This window comes from Dehalococcoidia bacterium, from assembly GCA_028711995.1.
In the GTDB taxonomy this organism is placed as follows: Bacteria; Chloroflexota; Dehalococcoidia; order SZUA-161; family SpSt-899; genus JAQTRE01.
This window is the reverse complement of sequence record JAQTRE010000006.1, coordinates 22,686-48,718: the sequence shown is the minus strand read 5'-3', so window position 1 is coordinate 48,718 and position 26,033 is coordinate 22,686. Positions and strand designations below refer to the sequence as shown.

The following is a 26,033-nucleotide window of genomic DNA, read 5'->3' as shown; positions in this document are numbered from 1 at the left end:
CAACATAAGCAGAATAACCACTCATCACTCTAACCCTTCAAATGGTATAAATAACCACCGGAGGCTAATCTGCGCCTGGCATCAGGATGACCGATGCCAGGCGCTTTCGATTTATCGAAGATGGATGATATACTTCAGGGGGAAGAATGTCGGCCTGACGGGGATGGATGTAATCGACTTGCTCAGGAAGGAGTCCAACAGAAAATGACGCATGAGGAAACATTGCTGGGCGCATTCCGAATGATTGACCTCGCCGATGAGAAGGGGGTCCATTGCAGCAAGCTCTTTGCTGACCTGGGGGCAGATGTCATCAAGGTGGAGCCTCCAGAGGGTGACAGGACCAGGCGATGGCCACCGTTTGTCCATGACGATCCCCATCTGGACAAGAGTCTCTTTTTTTTGCACAACAATACCAACAAGCGAAGCGTCACGTTGAACCTCGAACATACGGATGGGCAGGCCATTCTCAAGAAACTGGTTCGGAAGGCTGATGTTCTGCTGGAGACTTCCCCCCCCGGATACCTCAAAAACCTGGGGCTGGATTACGAAGCGCTCAAAGTGATCAATCCGGCGCTGGTGATGGCTTCGATCACTCCATTCGGACAATCAGGGCCTCTTCACCACTATCAATCCACAGACCTGATCAGCATGGCCATGTCTGGCGTAATGCAAATCTGCGGAAATCCGGATGGTCCCCCGTTGAAATTGGGAGGCAGTCAGTCTTTTCCACCGGCAGCCTTATATGCAGCATCCGCCATCATGATGGCCCTGTACCATCGAGAGGTCTCCGCGGTTGGGCAATATATAGACATTTCGATACAGGAGGCGCTTATCACCTTTGTGGAAGATAAGTTGGCCCATCAGTTCTGGAGCCTGGAGAATATAAACATGGTCCGTAGCGGAAACAACAGACCTGCTGCGGAACCTTGGGGCATCTACGAGTGTAAAGACGGATGGGTCTTTCTCTGCCTTGCGTCCGCTGCAGAATGGGATACGTTCGCTCAGTTGGTAAGTGACTGGGGTGGAGGGGATGAACTGCTTGATCCCATGTACAAAGGGCCGGTATACAGCCGTAAGCACGTTGCAGATATTGTAAGGAGCTTCGTGAGCCGTTTCGTCCGACGTTTTGGGAAGAAAGAGCTCTTTGCTGAGGGGTTGAGAAGAGGCTTTGTGATTTTGCCCGTCAACACACCCGAGGATATAGCCCGTTGTCCTCAACTGACTCACCGAAGCTTTTTCGTCGAAGCAGACCACGCGGTGGCAGGCCGGTTGAGCTATATCGGTTCGCCTCTGTATCTGGATGGGATAAGAGGTTGGAACTTGCAGCGAACTGCCCCTCTTCTCGGTGAACACAATAATGAAGTGTACGCCGGGGAACTTGGAATGACAAAGGATGAATTACTCACGCTACGACACGCCGGGGTTATATAGGGGTCAATCAGAAGGAGAGAAGATGACCAAAGGCACATTGAACGGAGTACGAGTTCTTGAGGTAAGCCTATATGTCGCCACTCCTCTCTGCGGTCGCATACTGGCAAGTCAGGGAGCCGAGGTGATCAGGGTTTCTTCTTCTAAGGCAATTGATTCTTCATGGAGAGGAGGGCCTGAGCCTGCAGGGAGCGTCGTCCCCGATTTTGAGGCAGGAAAACGGCATGTGGCTTTGGATTTGCACACCCCTGAAGGCAAGACAGTGGCCAGCAAACTGATAGAGAAGTGTGATGTTCTGATCTCCAATATCGGCCATGAGGCGCTGCGTAACTTCGGGCTGGATTACCAATCGGTCAGGGAAATCAAACCGGACATCGTTATGGTGTGGGGTTCGGCCATGGGAAGTGAGGGGCCTTACGCTAAGAACAAGGCTTACGGAGCAGCCTTGACCTCCATGGCCGGCCTGGTTCACATGACCGGTTTCCCTGACGGGCCACCGACATGGAATGGAACGGCATTTGCTGATTTCCATTCGGCCACTTATATGTCCTTTCTGGCGGTAGCAGCTCTTGCCAAGAGGCGACGTACGCGACAAGGTGTGTTCATTGAGGTTCCGCTTTATGAGATGTCCATCAGCTGTTTTGCCGTTGAGATCATGGACTATCTGGCCAATGGCCGCGTGGCCAATCGGATCGGCAATCGATCCCCGTTCGCTTCTCCTCATGGAGCCTATCCCTGCAAAGGTGATGATCGATGGTGCGTCATTGCCGCTTCCACCGATGAACACTGGGAAGCTCTCTGCACCATCCTCGGCAATCCGGCTTGGACAAAGCAAACCAAGTTCGCTGACCTGGCCGGCAGAATCCGAAATGCCGCCGATCTGGATCAGTTGATTTCCGAGTGGAGCATGAGCCAAAGTGCCGAGGAGATAATGGAGAAAATGCAAAAAGGCGGAATACCTGCAGGGATCGTCTCCAAGTGTTCCGATCTTGTTGAAAGTTCTCACTTAAAACAGAGGAACTTCTATCAGGAAACGATGTATCCGGTTTATCCTTTTGATCGGGACGCTTCTTTTGCTGGCCCCTCTTTGGCAATGCCGGTACCCGTCAACTTCTCGGAGACACCCTGCACGTTCGGACCAACCGGTCGGATTCCCGAAGATAATGACTATGTCTATGGGCAACTGCTGGGGATGTCCGAAAACGAGATCAAAAGACTGACCGATGAAGGTGTTTTTAAATGAGAGAGGCTCCGCCATGTAGTTGACATAATATTGGCGCAGGTCGAAAGAAGCCCTCCTTTTATGGTTCGACAGGCTCACCACGAACGGAGAGTGTCACGTTCGTCCTTGTAAGCAAGGGAACCTCTGATTAAGTGGTGCAGGATACTTCCTGCCGGGGGTCTGGGGGTGTCCCCCAGACCCCCTTCCTCCCCCAAGATTGGGGGCAAGGGGGTTGATCAGAACTTAATCAGAGCATCCCAACAAGTAGTAGAGAACAGTGAAGTGGCGTCGATCACAGAAATGATGTATGGCGAAGATATTGCGTATCGGACACACAGGGGCGGGAGTGTATGCGCCTCCGAACACATTGCGCTCCTTTGAGCTGGCCCTCCAGTTCGGAGTAGACATGGTTGAATTCGACGTGCGCCGCTGCCGCGACGCACTGGTGCTTATCCATGATCCGTATATGGCGGCGAGCACAGGAGTTCGAGTCAATGTGCGGGATCATTCGTTGATGGAGCTGCGAGGGATTGACGTTGGCCATGGCGAGGTCATCCCAACATTGCATGAAGCCGTCTCGTTGCTCAAAGGCCGGGCACAGATGAACGTCGATCTGAAGGAAACGGGATACGAAGGCGAGGTGCTGGAAGTACTCAGACAACACAAAGTCCTGAGCGATGTGATCATCAGTTCGGTGATTCCATCCAGCCTGCGGACGCTCAAAATGCTGGCCCCTGAGGTATCCCTCGGACTTTCCTATCCCCCGCGAAAACGATACTTGACACCGGTCGCAAGTCAGATCATCCGGCATATCCTGCCCTGGCGTATCAAAGGGATCATTGCAGCCGCTCATGCCGATGCGGTCATGCTGCGGTATCAGTTCATCACCCCGGAGGCGGTAACCGCAGCCCATCGGGCTGGTTACCGGGTCTTTGCCTGGACTGTGGACGACCTGCCGGTGATGCGTCAGCTGGAAAAGATGGGCTTCGATGGGGTGGCCAGCAACCGCCCGGATTTGTTGGCCAGACTATAGGATCAGCTTTCTTCTCAGTCGGCTTTGTATTGTGGCTCCGTTCTCAATCCCGCACCGGCAATTCAGTTCCCACCGACAAGGAAGAACAGCGAGCCGAACATAACGCCGAAAAGCGCGAAAACAAATCCTGCGGTCAGTGTACTCTTCGCTCCGGCATCGTTTCTTGATAATTTAACCAACGCAAAGATTGAGAAGACAGCGGCAATCAACATAAATATGGCCACAGTAATGAACGTTACAGTGTGCATGAATTTTCACTCCTTTCCAGCATGGCAAAATCGCCCCGGCACATTTCCTCTATCAGCCTGGCTGCACGACCGACCGCTTTCTCCACAGACGGCGATAATTCCATGCCCATCTCTATTCGTTCCGGCCGGGTAACCATGAATGAAGTCTGCGGTTCATAGCCGAGCAACTGACCCATCGCCACCAGTTCCAGCGCTCCGATTTGATGAAAGGAAAGGACCCTTTTTGAAGGTTCTGTCAGATTTGGGCCCGGCTTGACGATCAGCAGTTCCCCGGGGAGTGAATCGGTCATCATCGCATCGATTATGAGCAGCCTTTCAACACCATCGAGGTGATTCAGCAGTCCAAAGCCACCTACACCTCCCTCCACGACCCTGATATTGCCGGGCAGATCAATCCCCTTCAATCGGCGAACAACATGGACGCCAAAGCCTTCGTCGCCCATGAGCACATTGCCCAACCCTAATATCAGAGTTGCTTGCTGACCGGTCTCTTTCGTCATGAATGAATTGGCTCCTTGCCGCCGGGATGGCCCTCTTCGGACTTGGCAAGCAGGTGCATTTCCTTCACTTCATGGAAGGACTCCCGGATGGTCAAATACACATGAATCATGATGAACAAGACGAATGCCCAGTTCACGATGTAATGCGCCATCCTCACCTGAACAACATTATTGAAGAGGCCGGTGTTGAACCATTGCAGCCAGCCATTGGGATACTGGATGGCAAAGCCGCTGACGATCTGGAAGAGGACCATCACAAAAACAAAGGAATAGGAGATCATCTGCAGCGGGTTGTACTTCTTTTTGAGCTTTGGTTCTTTGGCAATCAGGGCGTAATAAAGGAGAAAGCCCGGCAGCAGTTTGAAATCGGACCAGGTCGGAAGGAAGGATCGCCAATCCCGGTTCTTCCCGATGAACATACACAGAATGCGCGTAACTGCAGTGACCATGAGAATCGCCGCGAAGAAATAGTGTACGCCCCGGGCTGTGGTCATCAGGAATCCGCCGCCTTCAACAAAAGGACGATGGATGTAAAATCCGGTGACGATCAGCAGGAAGATGGAGATCATCATGATCTCGTGAAGGATACGAAATGCGATCGGATGTCTGCTCAGTTGCGTTTGTAAATCAGCCATCATGTTCCCCCTAAGCCACCTTGTAGACCTTGATATCGTTTGTCTCCGGATCGATCAGGTGAATGGCACAAGCCAAACAAGGGTCAAACGAGCGGATGATGCGCACCAGGTTAATCGGGTTATCCACATCCGGCACCGGCGTGCCGATCAGGGCCTGCTCATAGGTTCCTCTGACGCTTTTCTCATCGCGAGGAGAAGCGTTCCACGTGCTCGGCACCACCAGCTGGTAATTCTTGATGCGGTGGTCTTCGATCTCAATCCAGTGGCCGAGCGCTCCCCTGGGCGCATCCCAGACCCCCATTCCTCTGGCGGACCTTGGAACCTTCTTGTCATTCATACCGACGATTGGGCCCTTGGAAGCCAGCTCAATCAGGCGATCGATCCAGGCCAGCCCAGCCCTTCCCACATCTCTAGACTCGATAGCTCGACAGAAATGGCGAGCTATCGCTCCCGGCTTGGCACCGGCGTTGATTAAATCCATTAGCTCTGGGAATTGATTGACCAAACCACGGGCTAGTGGGCCAACCTCCATCGGTTGTCCATCATACCGAGGCGCTTTGATAAACGAATAAGCACCTGGCTTGTTGGGGTTGAATTTGGTTAGGCCTTCGCTCGGATGGAGATTATCCACTCCCGCCGGATAATCATACCAGGAGGTTGTTACCGACTCTGTGATTTTCCCGTAATCCACTGCCCCCGTCGCATTCAACTGAGTATTAAAGATGACCCCGCCTTTGACCAGATGGTTGCTGCCGCCGAAAGAATAATCGGCTTCACTGGCCGGGTTATCCTGCGGGAACATCGGGTAGCACATATAGTTGCCGTGATAGTCTGGATTCATATCTCCGCCGAATCCATTCAGCGCCAGCGGCAACAGTGGCCCCGTGCCCACAGCGATCACGTCTTTGAGATAGACATTCTCGACGAAATCCAGCTGCTCTTCCCATAGAGTCCGGAATTCCCGAAGTTCCTCGACTGAAGGGGTTGCCGTGCAACCGCCCGCCATGATGGTGGCCGGGTTCGGCTGGATGCCGCAAATGATATTGAGCATCTTGGAGGATTTGGCCTTCATTTCCACAGCCTTGACATAATGTGACACCAGCGTGGTAACTGTTTCGGGATCGGTGACGCAAAACTCATCCAGTTTGTATCGGGGTGTGAAAGGAGAGGTGTCCTTGTTCTTGGCTAACGCCGCGATCTTGTCTCGCAGCGCTCTCAAACCGGGATCGCTCCCGTTATAACTGGCCACTGCCATGATATCCAGATAGTCCAGCGCCGAGAGGACATAGAAATGAATGAAGTGATCGTGCATGTAGAGGCCGGAGCAGAAAAGGTTGCGCATGATCCGGCCTGCCTCAGGGATTTCGGCGCCAAAGGCATGATCAAGAGCCTGAGCCGAAGCCACCGTATGTACGCCTTCACACACTCCACAGACACGGCTGCTGAGGTAGGGCGCATCCCTGGGGTCTCGATCCTTGAGCAACACTTCCCAGCCTCGAGCCATCATTCCGGCAGACCAGGCGTCAACGACTTTCCCGTTCTCCACCTCCACTTCAATCTTGAGGTGGCCTTCGATGCGCGTCAAAGGGTCAATGACAATACGTGTCATATTTTAGCTCTCCTTCGCTTCTGTTTTGGGTTCAGTGTCTGCAGAAGAATCATCCCGTTTTCCCTTAATATGGCTGGCCAGCATGTGCACGCCAATACCTGCCGCCGTGGCGCCAGCCACAGATGCCGCTACTTTATCGATATCCACTCGCCCAATTCCCGGCACGGAAATATCGTACTGACGTTCATAGACCGGACTGAACCATTCAAAGAATTCAGGTTCGGAACAGGCAACGCATGGCGTGTTGGCCTTAATGCAATAATTGGTCCGCTGATTCCAGCGCCGCTTCCAGCAATCCTGATTGGCTACAGGGCCGCGGCATCCCTTCATGTAGAGGCAGTAGCCCTGTTGAGAAGGGTCTCCCCAATCAGTGACAAAGCGGCCCGCCTCGAATTGACCTCTGCGTTCGCAGTTATCATGTTGGTTAAAACCATAGAAGGCTTTGGGGCGAAGGAAATGATCGAGCGGAGGGATGGTGCCGAAGGTCAGGTAGTGAACAATCGTCGCCACCAACCGTTCCGGATGAACCGGGCAGGTGGGCAAATTCACTACCGGTTTGTTGCCGGTGACATCATCATATTCGTGATGCTTCTGGGTACCCCGGAATAAGTACCCAACGGCATCGGTTGGGCCGGATCGCGGAATGCCCCCGTATGTGGCACAAGATCCGACACAGATAATCGCCGCTGCATCGGCTGCTGTTTCCCGGACGATTTCCTTGAAGGGTGCTCCCGCAATGACACAATATTTGCCGTCCTCAGCTAGCGGGATCGACCCTTCGATCACCAGAATATATTTGCCTTTCTCTTGCTTGATGGTCTCCTGCCGGGCTCCTTCCGCATGATATCCCGATGCCGCCATCAACGTTTCATGGTAGCGCAAGGAGATACTGTTCAATAGTATGGATGTGGTTACAGGTTCGAGGCTGTTGACAAAGGACTCCGAGCATCCGGTACAATCCTGTCCTTCCAGCCATATGACGGCCGGCTTGCCGATAGATTCTTCCAGTGCTTTTGCCATCTGGGGAGTGAGTGCCTGGCTGAGCCCCAGAAGTGCAGCCGCTCCACCGGCCACCTTGAGAAAGTCACGTCGTGTTAGCTCGATAGTCGGAAACAGGAAGTCTCTCATAACACCTCCGTTCTGAAATAGAGGAGTAGCCTACGGAATTCGATGGAGCTCTGTACTTTAACTAGTGAAAACAGCCAATCAAGAAAAAAGGAAACGGGGAAAGAGATTGTTACCAAGGCCACACCACCCACTCCACAAACTGACTTGTGGTTGAAGTTCACTTCTCTCCTTTCCGAATCTGGGAGGCATCTCCGTTTCCGCAAGTTACCCTTGGAATCCTCGCTCGTGCTCTGGCGAGAATTCTCCGGCCGTGACCCCATGCCAGCGTGGTTTAGGTGTACGGCTCGAAGAGCAGATAATATTGAATTGCGTAGATTTTATCATGGGTTCAAATTGCAAGTCAACGATCTAAATAATCCATTGACACCGCTCAGGAAATATGGTGTAATCTAGTGGTTGCAATTTAATGAGTGTTCAATAAATCACTTCCCCACTGCATCTGATGCACCGAGAATTGCACCGGAACTGAAAGTGTGCCAATAGAGGATTCGCTTGCAGGACGAGCAATAGATGGAAAAGGAACTGACCAGGCAAGAGGAAATCTATCGGGCTGCCGCGCGGTTGTTTTTCACCAAAGGTTACCACGGTACAAGTATGCGAGATCTGGCGGCTTCGGTCGGGGTGGAGCAGGCTGCGCTGTACTATTACTACCGAAGCAAAGGCGAGATACTCTACGCCATCATGAAAAAGGCCGTTCTTGATCTGATAGAAACCTCCGATTCCGCTCTGAAAAATGAAGTGACCCTTATGGACAAGATGCGCAGATTCCTCAATAATCACATGATTTTCTTTCTGGAACGACGTGATGAAGCTGGCCTGGGGTTTGAGTTGCGCAATCTTGAACGTGAACAGCAAGACGAGTTAAGACAATTGCAGAGGGCATATATCGAGAGATTCCGGCTGATTCTGGATCAAGGGGTACAGGAGGGTGTTTTTCGCCCTTGCGATACCCATATCGTTACTATGATACTGGTAGCCACGACGAATTCGGTGGCGGCGTGGTATCATCCCGAAGGCCAGCGCGGCCCGGATGAGATTGCCGACATTTTCACCGACATTGCTATCCGAGGTGTATCTCAGGCAGCTGATGTGAATGTGGCAATGTGAGTGAGCCAAACGAGGAGGATACATGGATAACAAAGTGCTTTTAGAAGTCGAGGGAGCGATTGCCACCGTCACTCTGAATCGTCCCGACGCTATAAATGCCCTTGACTCCGATGTTTTTGCAGGGCTTGAGAAGGCCGCTCTGGATATAACCAATAACCCCGCAATAAGCGTAGTTATACTCACTGGAGCTGGGGATAAAGCCTTCAGCCCCGGTTTGGACGTAAAAGCATTTGTGGCAGAAGGTGGACTGCCGACAGCAGGTCGGGTTCATCGCAACGCTGCCGATAGACTTACCAACATGGGCAGGATATTCACCCTTTATGAAGATCTCGTCGTGCCTGTGATCGCGGCAATACACGGGTATTGCTTTGCCGGAGGATTGGAATTAGCTCTGTGCTGCGATATAAGGATTGCGGCAGAAAATTCTCTCTTCTCTTTGCCTGAAGTCAATATCGGCACGATTCCCGATATCGGAGGTACCCAGCGTCTGCCGAAAATTATCGGTCCGGGATACACCAAAGAGCTCACCTACACCGCTCGCAGGATTGATGCCAGGGAAGCATTGCGAATCGGGCTGGTTAATCATGTATATCCCAGGGAACAATTGATGCCGGAGGTCAAGAAGCTGGCTCAGGAAATCGCCAAGAAACACCCGGCTACGATACAGGCGGCCAAGAAAGCGATCAACGCAGGGTGGACGCAGGGACTGAAAGAGGGAATCGCCTATGAGACATCGATGGCTTGCTACTCAGTGTCTCTGGCCGGAAAACCCACCGAGGCAGCTGCCGGACTGAAAAAAGAAAAGTAAAGGAATGCATATCGCCAAAAGAGTGGCGTTAGCAGAAAGTTTTGCCGTAAAAATAAAAAGGGAGGAATCTAATGGCAGAAGAAAGGAAAATACTCTTCAAACACCACACGAACAATGTGGACAGCATCCTCTACGAGGACATGGTAGATGTCCAGTGGCAGCCCGAGGTCAAGTCGGTCAGGATCGTCGAGAAATATGCGGACAAGAAGAACTCCATGCCCATCGCCTTCTGGCGCTGGCTGACCGAGTTCATCTACGAGAACGTCAACAAGAACGATCAAGTTAAGAGTTATGTGTTGGCATGCGACCCGGGGACCGATTTCGGCGGCGGCAATGACGCCAATGAGTTGGGCGGATACATCGGATACGGCGATGGCAAAACGAAAGAAACACAGAAGCGCCCCACCCAGATGTCGCGCATGATTCCGGATAGGGATGTGGTTTTCGGAAACAGGGGTATTGAGCAGGCCATTCACCGCGGAATGAAGACCAGCATCTTCGAGGTCAGGGGATTGTGCTACGGCCAGCATTTTACCAATGCCTTGGTCGCCGATATCGTCATTGCCGCGAAAGGGACCCTTTTCACCCATCCGGCTTATCGGTATCTTGGACCTTTCGGCAACACCAATATCCTCATCGAGAATCTGGGCGTCAAGAAGGCGAAGGAATGTATCCTCACCGCCAAGCCGATGGTAGCTGAGGACATGTCCCGCAACGGCCTTTGCACAGAGGTTGTGGATGAGAAAGATCTGCGCAAGACAACCGACGAATATGTTCAGGCAATCAACCTGCTGCCGATGGACGGCATTTGCATGGGCCATGGCCTGATTGAACAGGGTTTGGAAAACCGCGGCTACGGCCTGAGTTTCGTCCAGTCCTGGACCGGCCACGGCTGGTTCACCAACCTCTCCTATGCCGATAACGAGTTCAACTTCCTCAAATACAGAAGAGATATGGGACTCAAGGAAGCCATGTACTTCCGGGACAAGAAGGCCCCGAAGGCATGGAGAATGGGCAGAGCCAGATACGAGAAAGACTAGACTATAATTAAGAAAAGCTTCTCCGGGGCAACGTTGTTGCCCCGGAGAAAACTATCTGGTTATATCCAGCAGCCGACTTCCCAGCCCTCGCGAATAGCATCAGAAATCCTCCGTGCTCCAGCAGCGTCACCGATAAGGTGCAGTTTCACTTTTCCAGTGGTTTCATGTTTTGAATGACCTTGCGAGCCGTTTCCCGGGACTCTTTCAGTAAGTCTTCGCGCCTGGCAACGGCATCCTTCTTGAACCCGAGCCCGCAGCCACGGATCACGTGTACGGGGGCAAAGCCGATCATATCGAAGACGAATCGGTATCGCTGGGGGAGATCGGCGAAAGATTCCGCGTCGGCTCCTTGGGTAACTACAAATACAATGGATTTTCCTTTTGGCAGTTTGCTCCGGGAGGGACTGCCGACAATGTGAGGCTCACAGAAAGAATAGCACCTGTCGATAAACCCCTTCGTCTGTGAAGATACATCCAGAAAATAGACCGGCGATGCAACAAGGAGAGCGTCACATTGGCGGACGGCCTGCAGGACGGGGGTCAAGTCATCCCTCTGGATGCATTCTTGGCTATCGGTCTTGCAGCGGCCGCATCCCAGACATCCCCTGTAATTCAGCTTGCTCAGCCGGAATCGTTCGATCTGCGCTCCGAGTTGCTCCGCCTCCCTGAGAAATGCTTCAGCCAGTGTGTCGCTGCTGCCGCCATTCCTCGGACTCCCTAATACTGCTACGATTTTCATTTTCCTTTGAACACAACCTTCCTTTTCTCCAGGAATGCGTCTATTGCGGCATTGGCATCTTCAGTGGCAAGTGTCATACCGACAGACCTGGCCTCAAGTTCCAGCACTGAGGCCATATCCATGGTCAATGATTGATAGATGGAAGCCTTGGCCAGACCGATTGCCATTGACGGGCCGTTGGCCAATCGGGTTGCCAGTTCTCTGACTGTCGTCTCCAACTTATCTGCAGGAACCACGTGGTTCACTAAACCGATTCTCTCCGCTTCCGCAGCACCTATGGTCTTCCCTGTGAAGATCAATTCGCAGGCTCGGGCAGTGCCAACCAGCCGGGTCAGGAAATATATTCCTCCGGTGTCGGGGTGCAATCCCAACAAGACAAAGGCAGAGCAGAAGCTGGCGTTTTCAGCCGCGATGATGATGTCGCAGGCAAGGGCAATATTGAAACCTCCCCCTATGGCGGGGCCGTTGACTGCCGCGATCAGCGGCTTGGGAAGGTTCCGCATGGCGGAGACCATCTTGGCCCCATCATGGGCAAGCCCCATAATCTTTAACGGATCTCTGGAAGGCGCAAGGAGTTTGTGCACATCTCCTCCGGCGCAAAAGGCCCTGCCCGCTCCGGTGACGATGACCGCCCTGACTTCATCATCCCTTTCCACCTCGCCGATTGCCTTCGTCAAATCAGACATCAGTTCGGGGCTCATCGTGTTCAGTTTTTCAGGTCGGTTCAGGATAATTGTTGCTACCTTGTCTTCCTTCTGAAGGAGGACTGTCTCGTAGTTCATGATTCCCTCCTCATTTAGGGGCACGTTGAAACGTTCCCCCACTAAATAGTGTTGCCGATTTCAAATCCCGAAGCGATGGCCCCGCTGATTCTCTTAACCGCATTGTCCCCTGTGGCATCACCGATCAAATAAACAGCAGGGAGTTTTCCCTCTTGCCCGTTGACCAGAGTAGAGTTTTTCCTGAGCCCCAGTGCCAATATCACAGTATCCGATTCGAAGAACTCCTCGCCACCCCCTGCACGAATCACCCTGACCCCTTTATCTGTAATCTCCTTCACCTTGACCAGGGTTTCCATTTTGACCCCGCCCTTTTTCAGCATGTCCAGTTCTACCCATCTTGAGGCTGACCCGATATCTGAACCCAGACGTTTGGATTCTTCCAGAATGGTGACTTTCTTGCCCTTTTCCATCAGGGTGAGAGCAAGCTCACAACCTGCAAATTGCCCGCCGATAATGGTTACCCTTTTTCCGATCGGAAAGGGCATGCCCATGAACATCCTCATCAGCGAAGGGTGGCCGCCGGCGCGTTTGGCAACAACAGCGCTAAGCCCCCACAGGATACCTTTTCCAGGCGAGATTCCGTTTAACAGATTCTTGATATCATAACCGGCAATCACATTCTTGCCCCGGATGCCAGGCACTTCCAAGGTGACGGCCTCACCGCCGGGAGCTACAATCAGCACATCCGGCTTCATGCTTTCCAGCAGGGCCGGGGTTACCTCAGTTCCAAGCTTAATATCGATAGGCAGAATCTTCACCTGTTTGCTCATCCACTTGACCAGGTTTTCAAGCTTATCGTTCAAGACGGCTCCCAATATCATAAGGCCGCCCAGTCTTTGATCCTTCTCGCAGAGGATTACTTTATGACCTCGCATCGCTGCCACCCTGGCCGCCTCCATTCCGGCAGGCCCGCTTCCGATGACAACAACTCTCTTGCTCTCCGGGGTAGGCTTTGGTGTCTCTACTACTCCCAGCCCTGCATTCACGCTGCAAACCACGGGGCTACCTGCCATGACGGTCTCGATGCACCGGCAACAAGCCAGGCAACGGCGGATATCCTCAAAACGCCCCTCTCTGGCTTTATTGGGCAATTCGGGATCGGCGAGCAGAGCTCTCCCCATGCCCACAAGATCGGCTCTCCCCTTTGCTACGATCTCCTCAGCTAGAACTGGGTCGTCAATCCTGTAGGCGGCAACTACCGGTAGACTGGTCAGCTTCTTGACTTCTTCCGCCGCGTAGACGAAAGCCCCGGCCGGCACCCACTGTTGGATCATCGGTTTCGTGCTTTCATGCCACCCCATCTGCACATTAAAAGCGGCAATGCCTGCCTTCTCCAGCACAGGCACTATCTGCCTGGTATCCTCAATGGTATTACCCCCGTCCATGAACTCATCAGCTGAGATGCGGCATATGCAGGTGTAATCGTTGCCTGCCTTCTTCTTGGCAAGATCGATGATTTCCAGAAAGAAACGCAACCTTTTTTGAATGTCTCCCCCGTATTCATCGGTCCGTTTGTTTGAATAAGACGACAGGAAGCGGTTGATGAAGTAGCCTATTCCTGCATGGAACTCTACCATATCAAACCCAGCTTCTCGTGCTCTTCTGGTAGCCTCCCCAAAGTGCTCAACGATTTGGTGAATCTCTGGAATTGTCAATTCTCTGACATGACGAACTCCCGGTCCTCCTGGCCCTTCTGATGGTCCGACCGCCTCCAGGGGCGCATCCTTGCTAAGCCTCCATTCATAGTTCAGTAACATCTGGCAGGATATCTTGGCGCCATTATCATGAGCTGCCTGCGTCAAAGTGCGCAGTCCAGGGATGAATTCATCACTCCACAAGCCAACACCCATAGGAGTAGCAGTGTAGAGCGGCTGAGTCGAATCGAAGTCAGAGGGATAACAGCAACCCAGCGTGATCAAACCAACTCCGCCGCTTGCAGATCTCCTGACGAACCCGGTCAGCCGATCGCCTACCCTATAATTATCCGCGAGCCCCGTTGACATGCCTAGCATGACCAGACGGTTTTTCAGCTCCACATTCCCTACCATGATCGGCTCAAACAGTCTGCTCAGTTTGCGCACGGATCACCTCCTTGTCGTTTCTACTATTGTAGCATGTAGCATCGTCAAAAATTTAAGAGCAGTATAGAATTATTTTCGGGACTATATTTTCGTAATGATTATAAATATGCCGTATTGCATTTCAAATCAGCTATATGTTATCATATCAACAATCGATATGGCAATATAGTTTTCAACATGCGCAGTCCCTGTGATTGAAATGAAGGATATGCAACCATCCCCGGCAGAGAAGATCGACGAGCTGGACTTGATGCTGGTCAGAGAGCTGGAAGTCAATGCCAGACAAAGCAATGCTGAACTGGGTGCGAAGCTCGGCATCAGTCCTCCATCCGTCCGGCGCAGAATGCAACGGCTCATTGATGCGGAGATGATCAGCATTGTGGCGATTCCGGATTGGCTGGCTCTGGGGTTTCCACTGATGGCAGTGATCGGAATCAACACCCGGCCCGGAAAAGCTAACAATGTGGCTGATTATCTGAGAGAACTCCCATCTGCGCGAGCCGTTATCGCTACCACCGGCCGCTACCAGGTATTTCTGCCGGCGACTTTCTGCAATTTACAGGAACTCTTGCTGTTTATGACTCAGGAAATGGGCAGCAACCCCGATGTGGATGGCTTTGAAACCATGATTGTATTGAAGATGGTCAAGGACTCATGGCGGTACCTGAAGGGTGAGGAAACAGGCCCCAGGGAGGCCAATTTGAGGAAGCTTGATCCGCATGAGCGGAGGCTGATTAGAGAGATAACGTTGCAGCCCAGGGCGAGCATTATTGATCTGAGCAAGAAACTTGGCCTTAGCCGGTTGTCCGTCGGCCGAAAGTTGCAGGCCCTTTTCGATGACAATATCTTGCATGTGGTCAGCGTTGCCAATCCTCTGGCCCTTGGTTTTGACGTACAGGTCGCAATCTTGGTGAAGGTCCAACCAGGAGCGATTATCGCTCTCTCGGACAGGCTTCTTCCCGACAAGCGGGTTAACCATCTGGCAATAACCGCCGGCAGCTTTCAGTTGCTGATATTAGCAATCTTTCCCAATGCAAATGATCTCTCCTATTTCATTCGGAATGATTTGAGAGGATCGGCAGGTGTTTTGGACACCGAGACGGTGTTCTACATGCCAGGAGCCAAATGCCCATTCGGACTGATTAGATAAGAGATTGACAAAGACGCACCAGGATCGATGTTGAGTAACGAAAACCGATTGGGTGCAGAAAACACCCCGTGACAGCAGTCCAGATTCATGGCGACCAGTCATCTTTTCAGGGTAGTTGCCCTCAGAGCCAGGCGATAAACACAGCTGAAGGAGGATGACATGCCAGAACTCATAGACTACAGCGGGCATTTCAAACCGGACCTGAAATTTGAGGATTTTTCCAAGGAAGCTCTCATCAGGCTGCTGGACGAGTATGCCCGAATATTCTTGGCCACTGACGGATACTGGTATTCACTAATAAAACAGAGGCATGGCGATGACGAAGCCATGGCTTGCGAATTGATTGTCTGGGATAAGTGCTACACCTACGATCCCCGGAGAATTTCCCAAGCGATGAACATTAAGGGAAATGATGTAGCCGCCTGCCTGAAGGCACTCCGGCTCAGTCCTGGTTTCACCATGGGGTTCTTCGATTACACTATTGATCTCAAAGATCCGAATTACGCCATTGTGACGGTCAACCGCTGTCCCTCCCTCTTCTACTTCGAGAGAGAAGGGGAAGGGAGAGATTTCAGAATTTGCCACGAACTGGAACAACCCACGTTCCAGGCCCATGCCAACTATTTCAATGCCGCCATAAAAGTGACGCCACTCAAGTTGCCTCCCCGCAAGAGCAAGGATGAAACTCCTTGTTGCCAATGGGAATGGAAGCTTCAACAGTAAACGCAACCCTTCGGCTACAGATACTTAACTGTGCATAATCTGACGATCAGTTGCACTGCCGGGCGAAAGAATTACGCCTGCATACATTTGAAGAGGAGGGCACAATGGCAGAGTTGAGCGACTACAGCGGAGAATTCCAGGCAGATTTCAAACCGCAGCATCTCTCCAAGGACGCAATCACCCAGATGTGGTTGGCAGCATCATTCATGTACCTCAAAATGGATAGCCATTGGTTTCAACTGGTAGCCAAAAGGTTCGGAGAGTCGGTTGCCTGGGAATTGAGCCAAGAGGCTTGGACTAAATCCGCGGTAGCGGAAAGCAAACGCTGTGCTGAAGCACTGAATATTACAGGAAATGATGTCGCCACATGTTTCAAGGTTTGGCAAACGGCTCCAGGGATGGCTGGAATATGCGAGTGTGATTTTGAGATGAAGAACAGAAATCACGGCATAGTGACGTTCAAGAGATGCGGCCCCCTTGAACATTTTGAAAAACACAATGATGAGCAGCGAATGAAGCTCGTCTGTCATACGTTGGAGAAGGGCTATTTTGAGGATTACGCGCATGCCATCAATCCAAGGATAACAGTCAAATCCCTCTTACTGCCTCCACGGAAAAGCCCTAAAGACATCGCCTGTCAATGGGAGTTGGAACTTGAATAACGATCAAAACTGGTATCGTTAGAGGACGATGCTCCAGCCTCGCCTAGATTCGGCGGATTAATACATTCCAAGGCACAACAGGAGGAGGTGAGAATCGTGAAAAGAATACTTGAAGGGATCAGAGTTGTTGATTGGGGGCAGTGGCATGCTGTTCCTGAGGCAGCCGCGATTTTAGCAGATCTGGGCGCTGACGTCTGCCACATAGAGCAAAGAGGTGTAGGAGATCAGTATCGGGGTCTTCGTGCGGATCGTGGGCTCCCATTAGCCTTGCCCGGGGGGCGCCATGCTCATTTTGAACGTGTTAACCGCAATAAACGAGGCATGGCTCTGGATCTGACTAAGCCAATGGGCAAGGAAATAATCTATCGCATGGTCAAGAATTCTGACGTATTTGTTACCAGTTTCCAGAGAGATATCGTCACGAAGTTCAGCCTTGATTATGCAAACCTGAGTGCCGTGAACCCCAGGTTGATCTACGCCAGCACCTCGAGTTTTGGAGACGAAGGGCCCGAGAGCGAAATGCCCTCGTTCGATCTTTTGGGTTCGGCTCGAAGCGGAATTACTATGGCGTGCGGATATGGATCGATCTCCGGGCCTTGCTGGCCGCCACATGGCATTTCGGACGTGACCGCGGGGATAATGATCGCCCTTGGGGTTATTTCCGCGCTTCTGGCGAGAGAGAGATTCGGGATCGGGCAGGAGGTGAAGTCTTCCCTGCTTGCGTCATCAATGAATCTGCTAGCTATGGATTTGGATATCTTTTTGCTCACTGGCAAGGAAGCCCCGAGATTGCGAAGAGAAAGTATGTTTGCTCCTACATATAATTTCTACGAGTGCAAAGACGGGAATTGGATGGCGCTGGCAGCTCATCGAGAGACCGATTGGGGGCCTATTTGTCGTGCCATCGACGCACCGGAATTGGAAAATGATCCCCGGTTCGATACCATGCAGAAACGGTGGCAAAATTGCTCAGAGCTCATCAAGTTGCTGGACGGTGTGTTTGCCCAAGAGCCGCGCCACAAATGGTTGGAGAAACTGCAGAAAGAGAAGGTCACCGCCACTGCCGTAAATAACATATGTGATCTGCCCTCCGATCCGCAGGTGTTGGCAAACCAATATATTTGCGACTATGACCATCCGGTCCTAGGGAAAATCAAGCGAATGGGTTTTCCTGTGAGTTTCAGTGAGACTCCTGCAACTCATACCCGGCCCGCTCCGGACTTCGGACAACACACGGAAGAAATCCTGCTTGAGGTGTGCGGGTATGACTGGGAGGATATAACAAAGTTCAAAGAAGAGGAAGTGATCTAGAAGTAGATGGAGGTTGAGTAGCGCAGGTGCCAGTCTGGGTCTTGGATATTCCCATGCTCCAAAATCACATGAGAACGTGGGCGAGGGACGGGCTGTAGGAGAGGTGAGAGATGTGATCTTTGTCCGGCGGACGAAAAGGACTGGCACGGTGCAGAAAGAGGTCTGATTCTTCCTATATTTCCGTTAAGCACATTTTTGAAGGGAAAAGATTGAGGATAGGGTAGTTGCCGAAATCTCTGAGTGATGATGCTCGATTGTCGAAGGTGTTAGGGATAAGTGGTCGATGTGCTGGAGCTCTGGGCAGAGGAGTCGATCAAAATGAGGAGGTGAGAGAAATAGGATGAGACGACATCGTAACAGAACCTGCCGTGATTATGGATGCGATTCGGTATACACCTGAGTAAAGCACAAAGTGTGAAGGAGGATAGCGATGCGATCCAGAAATATTCGATGGCACAAACTGGCAGCGATGGTTTTGGTTCTGGCACTTTTGATGCCCGCTCTGGTTGCCTGTGATGACGATGATGAAGAGGACGCTACAATGCCATCAACGACCACGCTGGAAAAGACAACCCCTGCAGCGACTGTCTCCAAGGAGCCGGTAAAGATCGGAATTCTTATGTCGTGGACCGGTCCGGCAAGCATCGCCGGCACCACGGCCGACACCTTAATTAAGTTGGTAGACAACGAAATGAAGATGGAGGGAGGCATCAATGTTGGTGGCGTGATAAGGCCAATCGAGTGGGTCAGGTACGACGATAAGACTCAGGTGGCCGATAATGTGGCTGGTTACAAGAAGCTGGTACTAGATGATCATGTATCAGCAGTGGTTTTTGGTGGGGCAACCGCAACCAGTCTTACCGCCGCTTCCGATTCCGCGGAAGAACTCCATGTACCATTGTTCAGCTTAGGATCCACCCCTGCGGACCTGAGCAACAGGCCTTACACCATACGCTGTTTGATGCCGAATCTGTTCAGTGCGTCAACGATGGTGATGGACTTTGTGCTGAAGGATCTTAAGCCCAAGACGGTGGGCTTTCTTGTGGGGGACATGAAAGAGACGCGTGACCGGACATCCATGATGAAGGAAAGGTGTAGCGCAGCCGGGGTAAAGGTTGTCTACGAACAGTTCGTTACATCTGGAACTGTTGACTTCTCCCCTTTCCTCACCCGCATCAGGATGGATAATCCCGATGTGCTTTTTGCTGACAGTGGAGGGTCTGAGACTTTCTATATCAATCTCTACACGCAGATGCCTGCACTGGGCGGCTGGGGCAATATCAAGTTGGTGAGCCCCAGTTCGGCTTCAGGTGGCAATGCCTTGAATTCCTTAGAGAATAAGGCGGGAGCCGAAGGCTCTTATCATTGGGTTCTATGGGCGCCTGGATTGCCTTATGCCGGGGCCAAAGCGTTTGAGCAAGCCTACGAGGCGGTATTAGGGAAACGCGTCCAAACAGTCGATGTTAATATGTATTATCCTCTGAGCGTGGCCCTGAAGGCCATAGAATTGGCCGGCTCTGATAAGCCTGCGGATATAGCGAAGGCGGCCCGCTCGGGCAACTTTTTGTGGGAGGATGCACCGGGTGGACCGTTCACGATCACTGCAGATGGCATTCACAATAACACAGGCCATATGATGCAGGTCAAGGATGGAAAGCTTATCTCGGTTGGGGAGTAGTTGTTTTTCCGTTGAACTATCGGGAATGTCTGTGGGAGCACATTGAGTCCTCTATCAAGAAGGTGTCAATGTGCTCCCACGCAAGAAGCCATCTTGAGTTGATCGGTGTCTCCATGAAAAACAATAGCAATTATGGAGGCCACATACCTGAAACTAATCCAAAACCAGCCAGAACAGGGGGAAGAAGGAAAATCCGCAGTCTTGAGCCCTTGGGCCTGAACAAGGGGCATATGCCCTGAAAGGAGGCAACGCGGAAGAGTCGGTTTCATGAGACTGGGTTAAAGTTAGCTGCACAGAAGAGATTGAGGAATGCGGTAGTTGCCGAAATCTCCGAGTGATGATGCTCGATTGTCAAATGTGTTAGGGATAAGCGGTCGATGTGCTGGAGCCTTGGCAGAGGAGTTGATCAAAATGAGGAGGTGAAACGACACAGGATGAGACGACATCGCAACAAAACCTGCTTTGGATGCTATTCGGTGTACACCTGAGTAACAGCATAAACTATAAGGAGGACAGCGATGCGAACCAGAAGTATTCCATGGTACAAACTGGCAGCGATAGTCTTGGTTCTGGCACTTTTAATGCCTGCTCTGGTCGCCTGTGATGACGATGATGAAGTAGAATCCGCCGCATCGATGGCAACAACACCTGCAGAAACGACTCCTGGGGCAACAACACTTGCACCGACGATTTCCCAGGAGCCGATAAAGATCGGCGTTCTTTGCAGCTGGAGCGGTCCGGCAGGCATTGCGGGCCTCCTTGTTGACGGGGTATTAAAGGTGGTGGACAAGGAATTGGAGAAGAAGGGAGGCATTAATGTCGGGGGAGTGATAAGGCCCGTCAAATGGATCAAGTATGATGACAAGACTCAGGTAGCCGATAATACGTCCGGCTATAAGAAACTGGTGCTGGAAGATAAAGTTTCGGCAGTGATTTATGGCGGGGCAACAGCATCCGCTCTCACGGCCTCCTCCGATTCCGCGGAAGAGCTTAAAGTGCCGTTGTTCAGTGTAGGTTCTACCCCAGCGGATCTGAGCAACAGGCCGTACACCATACGCTGCGTCTATCCCAATATGTCCAGTGCCACAAATATGGTGATGGATTTTGCAGTGAATGATCTCAAACCTAAAACAATGGGCTTTCTTATGGGGGATATGCAAGAGATACGTACACGTGGATCTCAGATGAAGGGAATAGCCAATGCAGCCGGGATAAAGGTTGTCTACGAAGAATACGTCACTTCCGGCACCATAGACTTCTCGTCCTTCCTTACCCGCATCAGGATGGAAAAACCCGATGTCCTTATTGCAGATAGCGGTGGTACTGAGAGTTTCTATGTTAATGTGTTCAAGCAGATGCCAGAACTGGGCGGCTGGGGCGATATTAAGGTTGTCGGCTCCAGCGTGTCTTCAAGCGGCACTGCCTTGAAGGAAAAGGGAGCCGAAGGCTCTTACCATTGGGTTGTATGGGGGCCCGGGTTGCCTTATGCGGGGTCTCAAGAATTTGAGCAAAGCTTTCCGGAGACAGCCGGACGTGACCCCAGTACAAACGATGCTGTTCTGTATTATGCTCCTGAGATGGCCCTGAAGGCCATAGAGTTGGCCCGATCGGATAAGCCTGAGGATATAGCGAAGGCGGCCCGCTCGGGCAATCTGATGTGGAATGATGCACCAGGGGGGCCGTTCAAAATCAATCCTGATGGCACTCACACCAACGCAGGACATATGATGCAGTTCAAAGATGGCAAGCTTACTCCGGTTGGGAAATAGTCCTTGTCTGCTGAACTATCGGCATTGTCTCCGGGAGGACTTTGAGTCTTCCATCAAGAAAAACTCAAAGTCCTCCCAGCCTGGGAAGCCATCTTAAGTTTATCGGTATCTCCGTGACAAACAATCAATTGAGGAGGACCTCCATGACTTTGCCACTTGAAGGGTTTCGTGTTTTGGACGCAACCACCTGGTTCCAGAGTGTGGCCCCAAGGATGCTGGGAGACCTGGGAGCGGAAGTAATAAAAATAGAGTCTCCGATCACTGGCGACCCTATGCGCGGAAGTATCACTCAGACAAAGCTGGAAATGGGTGGGTCAGAGCGCAATGTGATGATTGAGCACGCCAACTTCAACAAGAAATGTATCACTCTAGACCTGACAAAGGAGGAAGGCCGGAAGATTCTATACAAGCTGGTGGGAAAGTCGGATGTCTTTGTGCATAACTTGCGTATGAATGCAGCGATCCGACTGGGCGTTGACTACGCCACCTTGTCCACATATAATCCCCTCTTGATATACGCGCTGGGCTCGGCATGGGGATCCAATGGCCAAAATGCGGGCAGGGCCTCTTATGATAGGCTGGCATTAGCCAGATCCGGGCTTATGAGCATTATCGGACAACCGGACACTCCGCCCAGCTATATAAACGGTGCCATCGCCGATCACATGGGAGCCTCAATGACCGCTTTTGGTATAGTGGCCGCACTCTTGAAGAGGGAGAGAACTGGGCAGGGACAGGAGGTGGAGTGTTCGCTGCTCGGCAGCATGATGCATCTGCTTAGTATGAATGTTGATGCCAAGTTGATAATGGGTGTAGAAGTGCCGCGGCACGCCAGGACCAGTACGCCCAATCCGTTCTGGAACGAATACAGGTGCAAGGATGACAAATGGATTTCGTTGGGCATGCTTCAGGCAGACCGATACTGGCCTTCCTTTTGCAAGGTTACAAGTTTGGAGCATCTGGAAAAAGACCAACGATTCGAGAATATTTGGGCGAGAAGTGCGAATGCAGCCGAATGCATTGCCATTATGGACGAGGTCTTTGCAACCAAGACCCGGGCGGAATGGCTCGATATTCTGGGTTGTGAAGGGGATTTCGTCGTCGAGCCGGTTAACACCTTCTCTGATTTGCTGGAAGACACGCAGGTGTGGGCCAATAACTACATAGCCGAGTTTGAGCATCCCACTTACGGTAGGACTCAGATGATGGTCACCCCAATCCGCGTCGGCGGCTCTACGCCATCGATCAGGTTGCCCTCACCGGAGTTTGGGGAGCATACCGAAGAGGTGCTTCAAAACATTCTTGAATACAGTTGGGAGGATATCAGCAGGCTCAAAGAAGAGAAAGTCATCTAAACAACCCGGCAGGGCAGAGTTCCACGGGGGTTGCCCCTAGAGGCTGTTAAGAATGGTGGTTAGGATCCGCCTGATGGGGGCTGAATCGGTTTTCGAAACCGACGCAGGGATGTGTCTGGCCGTGAGATTGGAGATAATGGCGTGGCTCAGGTAATGAAGACTGTCATGGTGAGCGAATTGATCGGCAAGGAGTACAATTGAATTCTTACGCTTCTGAGTGGCATGCGTCAGTCGCGAACTATCGCATGCCGCCAGACCGCGATTAGCCAAGGAAAGCCCTTACATACGCACACTCAAAACCCAAAAAGGAGGAAACACATGATCGTTGTCGATATGGAAGAATGTATCGGCTGCCAGATCTGCACCGCGTTTTGTGAGTTCGGTGCGCTGGAGGGATACGGGGTGATCGAGATGAAACGAGAGAAGTGCACCGAGTGCCTCGACTGCGTCGGTACCTGTCCCATGGACGCCCTCCATGAGGTGCAGGCATGAAACAGATCAAATGCGATGTCGCTATCATCGGGAGCGGAGTCGGGGCGACCACCTCTGCCGCCCTTTTGTTGAAGGCAGGATATAGCGTTCAGATTGTTGAGAAGCTGCCGTTTACCGGGGGGCGATGCCAGACGCTCGATCATCATGGCTTCAAGCTTAACACCGGAGCCGGAATGATCGGCGATGAAATTCACGGAGAACTCTGCCGGGAGGTCGGCGCCGAGCTGGAACTTCGCGTTCCTGATCCGGTATTCAGGTTTCGTATCAGGGGGAAGGATTTCATCGCCCCACAAAAGGGCATGTGGAAGGCTCTTATCGGTGAGGCCGCTCATGATGACGCCGAAGCTGACCGGGTCTACTCGGCTTGGATGCAGGCCATCACTTGGGCTGAACCCTCTTACTCCATGTCCATGGATGAATGGGCCCGGCAACATACCAACAATATCCTGATCTTGAAGTTGTTCCATTTTCTCACCTGCGGCATCGGAGTTAACAGCTATGAATTGCCTGCAGGTGAATTCTTCCGCCACATCACCCAGGGAGCAGTGATGACCTGGGCCTATCCACCGGGAGGATGCGGCGATTTCACCAATGCCATGGTCGCCGCCATCAAGCGAATGGGTGGTGATGTGTGGGTTCGCTGTCCAGCACTGTCAATCAAGGTCAAGGGCGGCAAAGCCACAGGGGTGGTGGTTCAAAAAGATGGCGAACAAATCGAGATCGTGTCCCAGACAGTTATCAGCAATGCTCCGCCCCGTCAGATGGCCGAACTGGCGGGTAAGGAGAATTTCAGCCCCGGCTACCTTAAGGATGTCGATAACATTCTCGGGTCACCGATGATCCTTTTTGAATTTGTCACCGACAAGCAATTGCCATCGCTGGAAGGTTCGTCCTGTTATTGCTTCACGGAATCCAAACGGGCCTTCATGATCCTGGATTTCACTCCCTTGTGCCCGGAGATGACTCCAAAAGGGAAGCATCTGCTCGAGGCGTTATGCGTTCCCGGTTCGATCTACCCGCCATATGACATCAGGAGAGAGATTGTGTTGGCCATGGAGGATCTGCGGCAGAATATGCCCGATTTAGCCAAGAATGCAGAGTTGCTGAAAGTGAGGGTCGCCCGAGGAGACTGGGGCGTCACCGGAAACATTCCCGGGCGAGGCAACCTGTCCATAAAAACGCCGGTCCATGGGTTATACGTCGCGGGCGACAGATCGGCTCCTCAAGGGTGGTGGTGCTCTCTGGCAGCCATCAAGAGCGGTCGTATGGTGGCAGAAGACGTTCAAAAACGCTTCAGCCCGGCATGATGCTTTCGTTGTTCACCGCTTTAGGCCACCTCCAAAAATCAGTTTCACACTATGACGACCACAATGTGGCCATAATGCTTAGTTATATGGTATATTGTATTTCATATTCGTCATATGCTACTATACGAAAAACTGCTATGGTAATATCGATGGGTGAATTCTGATGTGAGATGGAAGATATGCCATTATCCCAGGCAGAGAAAATCGACGAGATCGACTTGATGCTGGTCAAGGAACTGGAGGTTGATGCCAGGCAAAGCAACTCTGAGCTGGCTGCAAATCTCGGCATGAGTCCCTCCACTGTTCGCCGCAGAATACAACGGCTTATTGACCTGGAGGTGATCAGCATTGTGGCCATCCCGGACCGGCGAGCCCTGGGGTTTCCACTCATGGTGCTGATCGGAATCAACACCCGGTCCGGCAAGGCCGACAGTGTAGCTGACTATCTGAGAGAGCGCCGATCCGCACGAGCTATTATTGCCACCACCGGCCGTTATGAGATTTTCCTTTCGGCGACCTTTCGAAATTCTCAGGAACTCTTCGTCTTTATCAGTGAAGATCTGGGCGCCAATCCCGATCTGGCAGATTTTGAAACCATGACCGTCCTGAAGATGATGAAAAACTCGTGGAAGTATCTGAGGGGCGAAGAAGCAGGCCCACGGGAGGCCAAGCCGCGCGAGCTTGATCCGCAAGAACTCCGGTTGATCAAGGAGATGGAATCGCAGCCCAGAGCGAGCATGACCGATCTGAGCAATATTCTCGGTCTCAGCCGCTTGTCTGTCAGCCGGAAACTGCAATCGCTTTTCGATGACAGCATCCTGCAAGTGGTCAGCGTTGCTAACCCTAAGGCCTTTGGGTTCGATGTGCAGGCTGCCTTACTGGTGAAAGTCCATCCCGGCGAGATAGTGGCTCTGGCGGACAGGTTGCTTCTGGATAAGAGGGTTAACCATCTGGCGATAACTACCGGCAGTTTTCAGTTGCTGATATTGGCCATCTTTCACAATTCAACGGAGCTCTCACAGTTTATTCGAGATGATCTGAGAGGTTCAGCCGGTGTTTTGCATACCGAGACATTGTTATATATGCCGGGAGCCAAACGGCGGTTCAGTCTGATGAGATAAAGAACCGGAGACGCATTTTTATCCCGGTTCTCTGGAAGGCGATCGCCTGATGAAATACCAAGAGTTGACATAATGCAAGGGCAGCAACTTGAATCATATGCTAAG

At 52.0% G+C, this 26,033-nt stretch carries 24 protein-coding genes and 1 riboswitch; of the genes, 16 read left to right on the top strand and 8 right to left on the bottom strand.

The genetic code is table 11. From position 1 onward, the window contains the following. The first annotated feature begins 204 nt into the window (after nucleotides 1-204). The 3 genes from PHV74_02260 (at nucleotide 205) to PHV74_02250 (ending at nucleotide 3,683) form a co-directional block, all read left to right on the top strand. Nucleotides 205-1,431 (top strand): CoA transferase, encoded by a 1,227-nt coding sequence (locus PHV74_02260; GenBank protein MDD5093187.1) that lies wholly within the window; start codon nucleotides 205-207, stop codon nucleotides 1,429-1,431. Nucleotides 1,432-1,453: 22 nt separating this feature from the next. After that, nucleotides 1,454-2,671: a CoA transferase gene (locus PHV74_02255; protein ID MDD5093186.1), complete on the top strand. Its 1,218-nt coding sequence runs from the start codon at nucleotides 1,454-1,456 to the stop codon at nucleotides 2,669-2,671. 286 nt (nucleotides 2,672-2,957) lie between these two features. Next, the gene (locus tag PHV74_02250) at nucleotides 2,958-3,683 is read left to right on the top strand and encodes a glycerophosphodiester phosphodiesterase (GenBank protein MDD5093185.1); all 726 of its coding nucleotides are present in this window, start codon (nucleotides 2,958-2,960) and stop codon (nucleotides 3,681-3,683) included. Nucleotides 3,684-3,745: 62 nt separating this feature from the next. Here PHV74_02250 and PHV74_02245 read toward each other — a convergent pair whose 3' ends face one another. Genes PHV74_02245 through PHV74_02225 form a run of 5 tightly spaced genes read right to left on the bottom strand, consistent with a single transcriptional unit; the run spans nucleotide 3,746 to nucleotide 7,803 of the window. After that, nucleotides 3,746-3,931, bottom strand: a complete 186-nt coding sequence (locus tag PHV74_02245; protein MDD5093184.1) for a hypothetical protein — start codon at nucleotides 3,929-3,931, stop codon at nucleotides 3,746-3,748. After that, entirely contained in the window at nucleotides 3,919-4,431 is a 513-nt protein-coding gene (locus PHV74_02240; GenBank protein MDD5093183.1) for a hydrogenase maturation protease, read from the bottom strand. The genes PHV74_02245 and PHV74_02240 overlap by 13 nt, the downstream gene beginning before the upstream one ends. Then, the gene (locus tag PHV74_02235) at nucleotides 4,428-5,069 is read right to left on the bottom strand and encodes a cytochrome b/b6 domain-containing protein (GenBank protein ID MDD5093182.1); all 642 of its coding nucleotides are present in this window, start codon (nucleotides 5,067-5,069) and stop codon (nucleotides 4,428-4,430) included. The genes PHV74_02240 and PHV74_02235 overlap by 4 nt, the downstream gene beginning before the upstream one ends. Before the next feature lie 7 nt (nucleotides 5,070-5,076). Further along, nucleotides 5,077-6,675 carry a nickel-dependent hydrogenase large subunit gene (locus PHV74_02230; protein MDD5093181.1) on the bottom strand — a complete coding sequence of 533 codons (1,599 nt, stop codon included), beginning with the start codon at nucleotides 6,673-6,675 and terminating at the stop codon, nucleotides 5,077-5,079. 3 nt (nucleotides 6,676-6,678) lie between these two features. Continuing rightward, nucleotides 6,679-7,803, bottom strand: coding sequence for a hydrogenase small subunit (locus tag PHV74_02225; protein ID MDD5093180.1), 1,125 nt, complete (start codon nucleotides 7,801-7,803; stop codon nucleotides 6,679-6,681). Between the two features lie 149 nt (nucleotides 7,804-7,952). Then, nucleotides 7,953-8,105: riboswitch (molybdenum cofactor riboswitch) on the bottom strand. A 208-nt stretch (nucleotides 8,106-8,313) separates the two neighbouring features. Here PHV74_02225 and PHV74_02220 point away from each other — a divergent pair. From PHV74_02220 to PHV74_02210, 3 genes are all read left to right on the top strand, one after another. After that, nucleotides 8,314-8,910: a TetR/AcrR family transcriptional regulator gene (locus PHV74_02220; protein ID MDD5093179.1), complete on the top strand. Its 597-nt coding sequence runs from the start codon at nucleotides 8,314-8,316 to the stop codon at nucleotides 8,908-8,910. A 22-nt stretch (nucleotides 8,911-8,932) separates the two neighbouring features. Then, nucleotides 8,933-9,718, top strand: a complete 786-nt coding sequence (locus PHV74_02215) for an enoyl-CoA hydratase/isomerase family protein (GenBank protein ID MDD5093178.1) — start codon at nucleotides 8,933-8,935, stop codon at nucleotides 9,716-9,718. 71 nt (nucleotides 9,719-9,789) lie between these two features. Further along, the gene (locus PHV74_02210) at nucleotides 9,790-10,758 is read left to right on the top strand and encodes an enoyl-CoA hydratase/isomerase family protein (protein ID MDD5093177.1); all 969 of its coding nucleotides are present in this window, start codon (nucleotides 9,790-9,792) and stop codon (nucleotides 10,756-10,758) included. A gap of 145 nt (nucleotides 10,759-10,903) precedes the next feature. Here the strand turns inward: PHV74_02210 and PHV74_02205 are convergent, their stop codons facing one another. Genes PHV74_02205 through PHV74_02195 form a run of 3 tightly spaced genes read right to left on the bottom strand, consistent with a single transcriptional unit; the run spans nucleotide 10,904 to nucleotide 14,360 of the window. Next, nucleotides 10,904-11,497 carry a flavodoxin family protein gene (locus PHV74_02205; protein ID MDD5093176.1) on the bottom strand — a complete coding sequence of 198 codons (594 nt, stop codon included), beginning with the start codon at nucleotides 11,495-11,497 and terminating at the stop codon, nucleotides 10,904-10,906. Then, entirely contained in the window at nucleotides 11,494-12,279 is a 786-nt protein-coding gene (locus PHV74_02200) for an enoyl-CoA hydratase/isomerase family protein (protein MDD5093175.1), read from the bottom strand. The genes PHV74_02205 and PHV74_02200 overlap by 4 nt, the downstream gene beginning before the upstream one ends. Nucleotides 12,280-12,320: 41 nt before the next feature. Further along, the gene (locus PHV74_02195; protein MDD5093174.1) at nucleotides 12,321-14,360 is read right to left on the bottom strand and encodes an NAD(P)/FAD-dependent oxidoreductase; all 2,040 of its coding nucleotides are present in this window, start codon (nucleotides 14,358-14,360) and stop codon (nucleotides 12,321-12,323) included. Nucleotides 14,361-14,559: 199 nt separating this feature from the next. Here PHV74_02195 and PHV74_02190 point away from each other — a divergent pair, with 199 nt between their 5' ends. From PHV74_02190 to PHV74_02145, 10 genes are all read left to right on the top strand, one after another. Continuing rightward, nucleotides 14,560-15,510, top strand: a complete 951-nt coding sequence (locus PHV74_02190; protein MDD5093173.1) for an Lrp/AsnC family transcriptional regulator — start codon at nucleotides 14,560-14,562, stop codon at nucleotides 15,508-15,510. Nucleotides 15,511-15,669: 159 nt separating this feature from the next. Then, nucleotides 15,670-16,233 (top strand): DUF6125 family protein, encoded by a 564-nt coding sequence (locus tag PHV74_02185; protein MDD5093172.1) that lies wholly within the window; start codon nucleotides 15,670-15,672, stop codon nucleotides 16,231-16,233. A 104-nt stretch (nucleotides 16,234-16,337) separates the two neighbouring features. Then, nucleotides 16,338-16,895 (top strand): DUF6125 family protein, encoded by a 558-nt coding sequence (locus PHV74_02180; protein ID MDD5093171.1) that lies wholly within the window; start codon nucleotides 16,338-16,340, stop codon nucleotides 16,893-16,895. Between the two features lie 96 nt (nucleotides 16,896-16,991). After that, nucleotides 16,992-18,206, top strand: coding sequence for a CoA transferase (locus PHV74_02175; protein ID MDD5093170.1), 1,215 nt, complete (start codon nucleotides 16,992-16,994; stop codon nucleotides 18,204-18,206). A gap of 430 nt (nucleotides 18,207-18,636) precedes the next feature. Further along, nucleotides 18,637-19,884: an ABC transporter substrate-binding protein gene (locus tag PHV74_02170; protein ID MDD5093169.1), complete on the top strand. Its 1,248-nt coding sequence runs from the start codon at nucleotides 18,637-18,639 to the stop codon at nucleotides 19,882-19,884. Between the two features lie 518 nt (nucleotides 19,885-20,402). After that, nucleotides 20,403-21,653 (top strand): ABC transporter substrate-binding protein, encoded by a 1,251-nt coding sequence (locus tag PHV74_02165; GenBank protein MDD5093168.1) that lies wholly within the window; start codon nucleotides 20,403-20,405, stop codon nucleotides 21,651-21,653. Between the two features lie 143 nt (nucleotides 21,654-21,796). Beyond that, nucleotides 21,797-23,008: a CoA transferase gene (locus tag PHV74_02160; GenBank protein ID MDD5093167.1), complete on the top strand. Its 1,212-nt coding sequence runs from the start codon at nucleotides 21,797-21,799 to the stop codon at nucleotides 23,006-23,008. Between the two features lie 318 nt (nucleotides 23,009-23,326). Beyond that, nucleotides 23,327-23,500, top strand: coding sequence for a 4Fe-4S binding protein (locus PHV74_02155; protein MDD5093166.1), 174 nt, complete (start codon nucleotides 23,327-23,329; stop codon nucleotides 23,498-23,500). Beyond that, nucleotides 23,497-24,807 (top strand): NAD(P)/FAD-dependent oxidoreductase, encoded by a 1,311-nt coding sequence (locus PHV74_02150; GenBank protein ID MDD5093165.1) that lies wholly within the window; start codon nucleotides 23,497-23,499, stop codon nucleotides 24,805-24,807. The genes PHV74_02155 and PHV74_02150 overlap by 4 nt, the downstream gene beginning before the upstream one ends. A 170-nt stretch (nucleotides 24,808-24,977) precedes the next feature. Beyond that, nucleotides 24,978-25,928, top strand: coding sequence for an Lrp/AsnC family transcriptional regulator (locus PHV74_02145; protein ID MDD5093164.1), 951 nt, complete (start codon nucleotides 24,978-24,980; stop codon nucleotides 25,926-25,928). Nucleotides 25,929-26,033 lie beyond the last annotated feature (105 nt).

Coding starts and splice junctions, on each gene's coding strand:
- PHV74_02260 (MDD5093187.1), top strand. CDS start 205: ATGACGCATGAGGAAACATTGCTGGGCGCATTCCGAATGATTGACCTC.
- PHV74_02255 (MDD5093186.1), top strand. CDS start 1,454: ATGACCAAAGGCACATTGAACGGAGTACGAGTTCTTGAGGTAAGCCTA.
- PHV74_02250 (MDD5093185.1), top strand. CDS start 2,958: ATGGCGAAGATATTGCGTATCGGACACACAGGGGCGGGAGTGTATGCG.
- PHV74_02245 (MDD5093184.1), bottom strand. CDS start 3,931: ATGCACACTGTAACGTTCATTACTGTGGCCATATTTATGTTGATTGCC.
- PHV74_02240 (MDD5093183.1), bottom strand. CDS start 4,431: ATGACGAAAGAGACCGGTCAGCAAGCAACTCTGATATTAGGGTTGGGC.
- PHV74_02235 (MDD5093182.1), bottom strand. CDS start 5,069: ATGATGGCTGATTTACAAACGCAACTGAGCAGACATCCGATCGCATTT.
- PHV74_02230 (MDD5093181.1), bottom strand. CDS start 6,675: ATGACACGTATTGTCATTGACCCTTTGACGCGCATCGAAGGCCACCTC.
- PHV74_02225 (MDD5093180.1), bottom strand. CDS start 7,803: ATGAGAGACTTCCTGTTTCCGACTATCGAGCTAACACGACGTGACTTT.
- PHV74_02220 (MDD5093179.1), top strand. CDS start 8,314: ATGGAAAAGGAACTGACCAGGCAAGAGGAAATCTATCGGGCTGCCGCG.
- PHV74_02215 (MDD5093178.1), top strand. CDS start 8,933: ATGGATAACAAAGTGCTTTTAGAAGTCGAGGGAGCGATTGCCACCGTC.
- PHV74_02210 (MDD5093177.1), top strand. CDS start 9,790: ATGGCAGAAGAAAGGAAAATACTCTTCAAACACCACACGAACAATGTG.
- PHV74_02205 (MDD5093176.1), bottom strand. CDS start 11,497: ATGAAAATCGTAGCAGTATTAGGGAGTCCGAGGAATGGCGGCAGCAGC.
- PHV74_02200 (MDD5093175.1), bottom strand. CDS start 12,279: ATGAACTACGAGACAGTCCTCCTTCAGAAGGAAGACAAGGTAGCAACA.
- PHV74_02190 (MDD5093173.1), top strand. CDS start 14,560: ATGAAGGATATGCAACCATCCCCGGCAGAGAAGATCGACGAGCTGGAC.
- PHV74_02185 (MDD5093172.1), top strand. CDS start 15,670: ATGCCAGAACTCATAGACTACAGCGGGCATTTCAAACCGGACCTGAAA.
- PHV74_02180 (MDD5093171.1), top strand. CDS start 16,338: ATGGCAGAGTTGAGCGACTACAGCGGAGAATTCCAGGCAGATTTCAAA.
- PHV74_02170 (MDD5093169.1), top strand. CDS start 18,637: ATGCGATCCAGAAATATTCGATGGCACAAACTGGCAGCGATGGTTTTG.
- PHV74_02165 (MDD5093168.1), top strand. CDS start 20,403: ATGCGAACCAGAAGTATTCCATGGTACAAACTGGCAGCGATAGTCTTG.
- PHV74_02160 (MDD5093167.1), top strand. CDS start 21,797: ATGACTTTGCCACTTGAAGGGTTTCGTGTTTTGGACGCAACCACCTGG.
- PHV74_02155 (MDD5093166.1), top strand. CDS start 23,327: ATGATCGTTGTCGATATGGAAGAATGTATCGGCTGCCAGATCTGCACC.
- PHV74_02150 (MDD5093165.1), top strand. CDS start 23,497: ATGAAACAGATCAAATGCGATGTCGCTATCATCGGGAGCGGAGTCGGG.
- PHV74_02145 (MDD5093164.1), top strand. CDS start 24,978: ATGGAAGATATGCCATTATCCCAGGCAGAGAAAATCGACGAGATCGAC.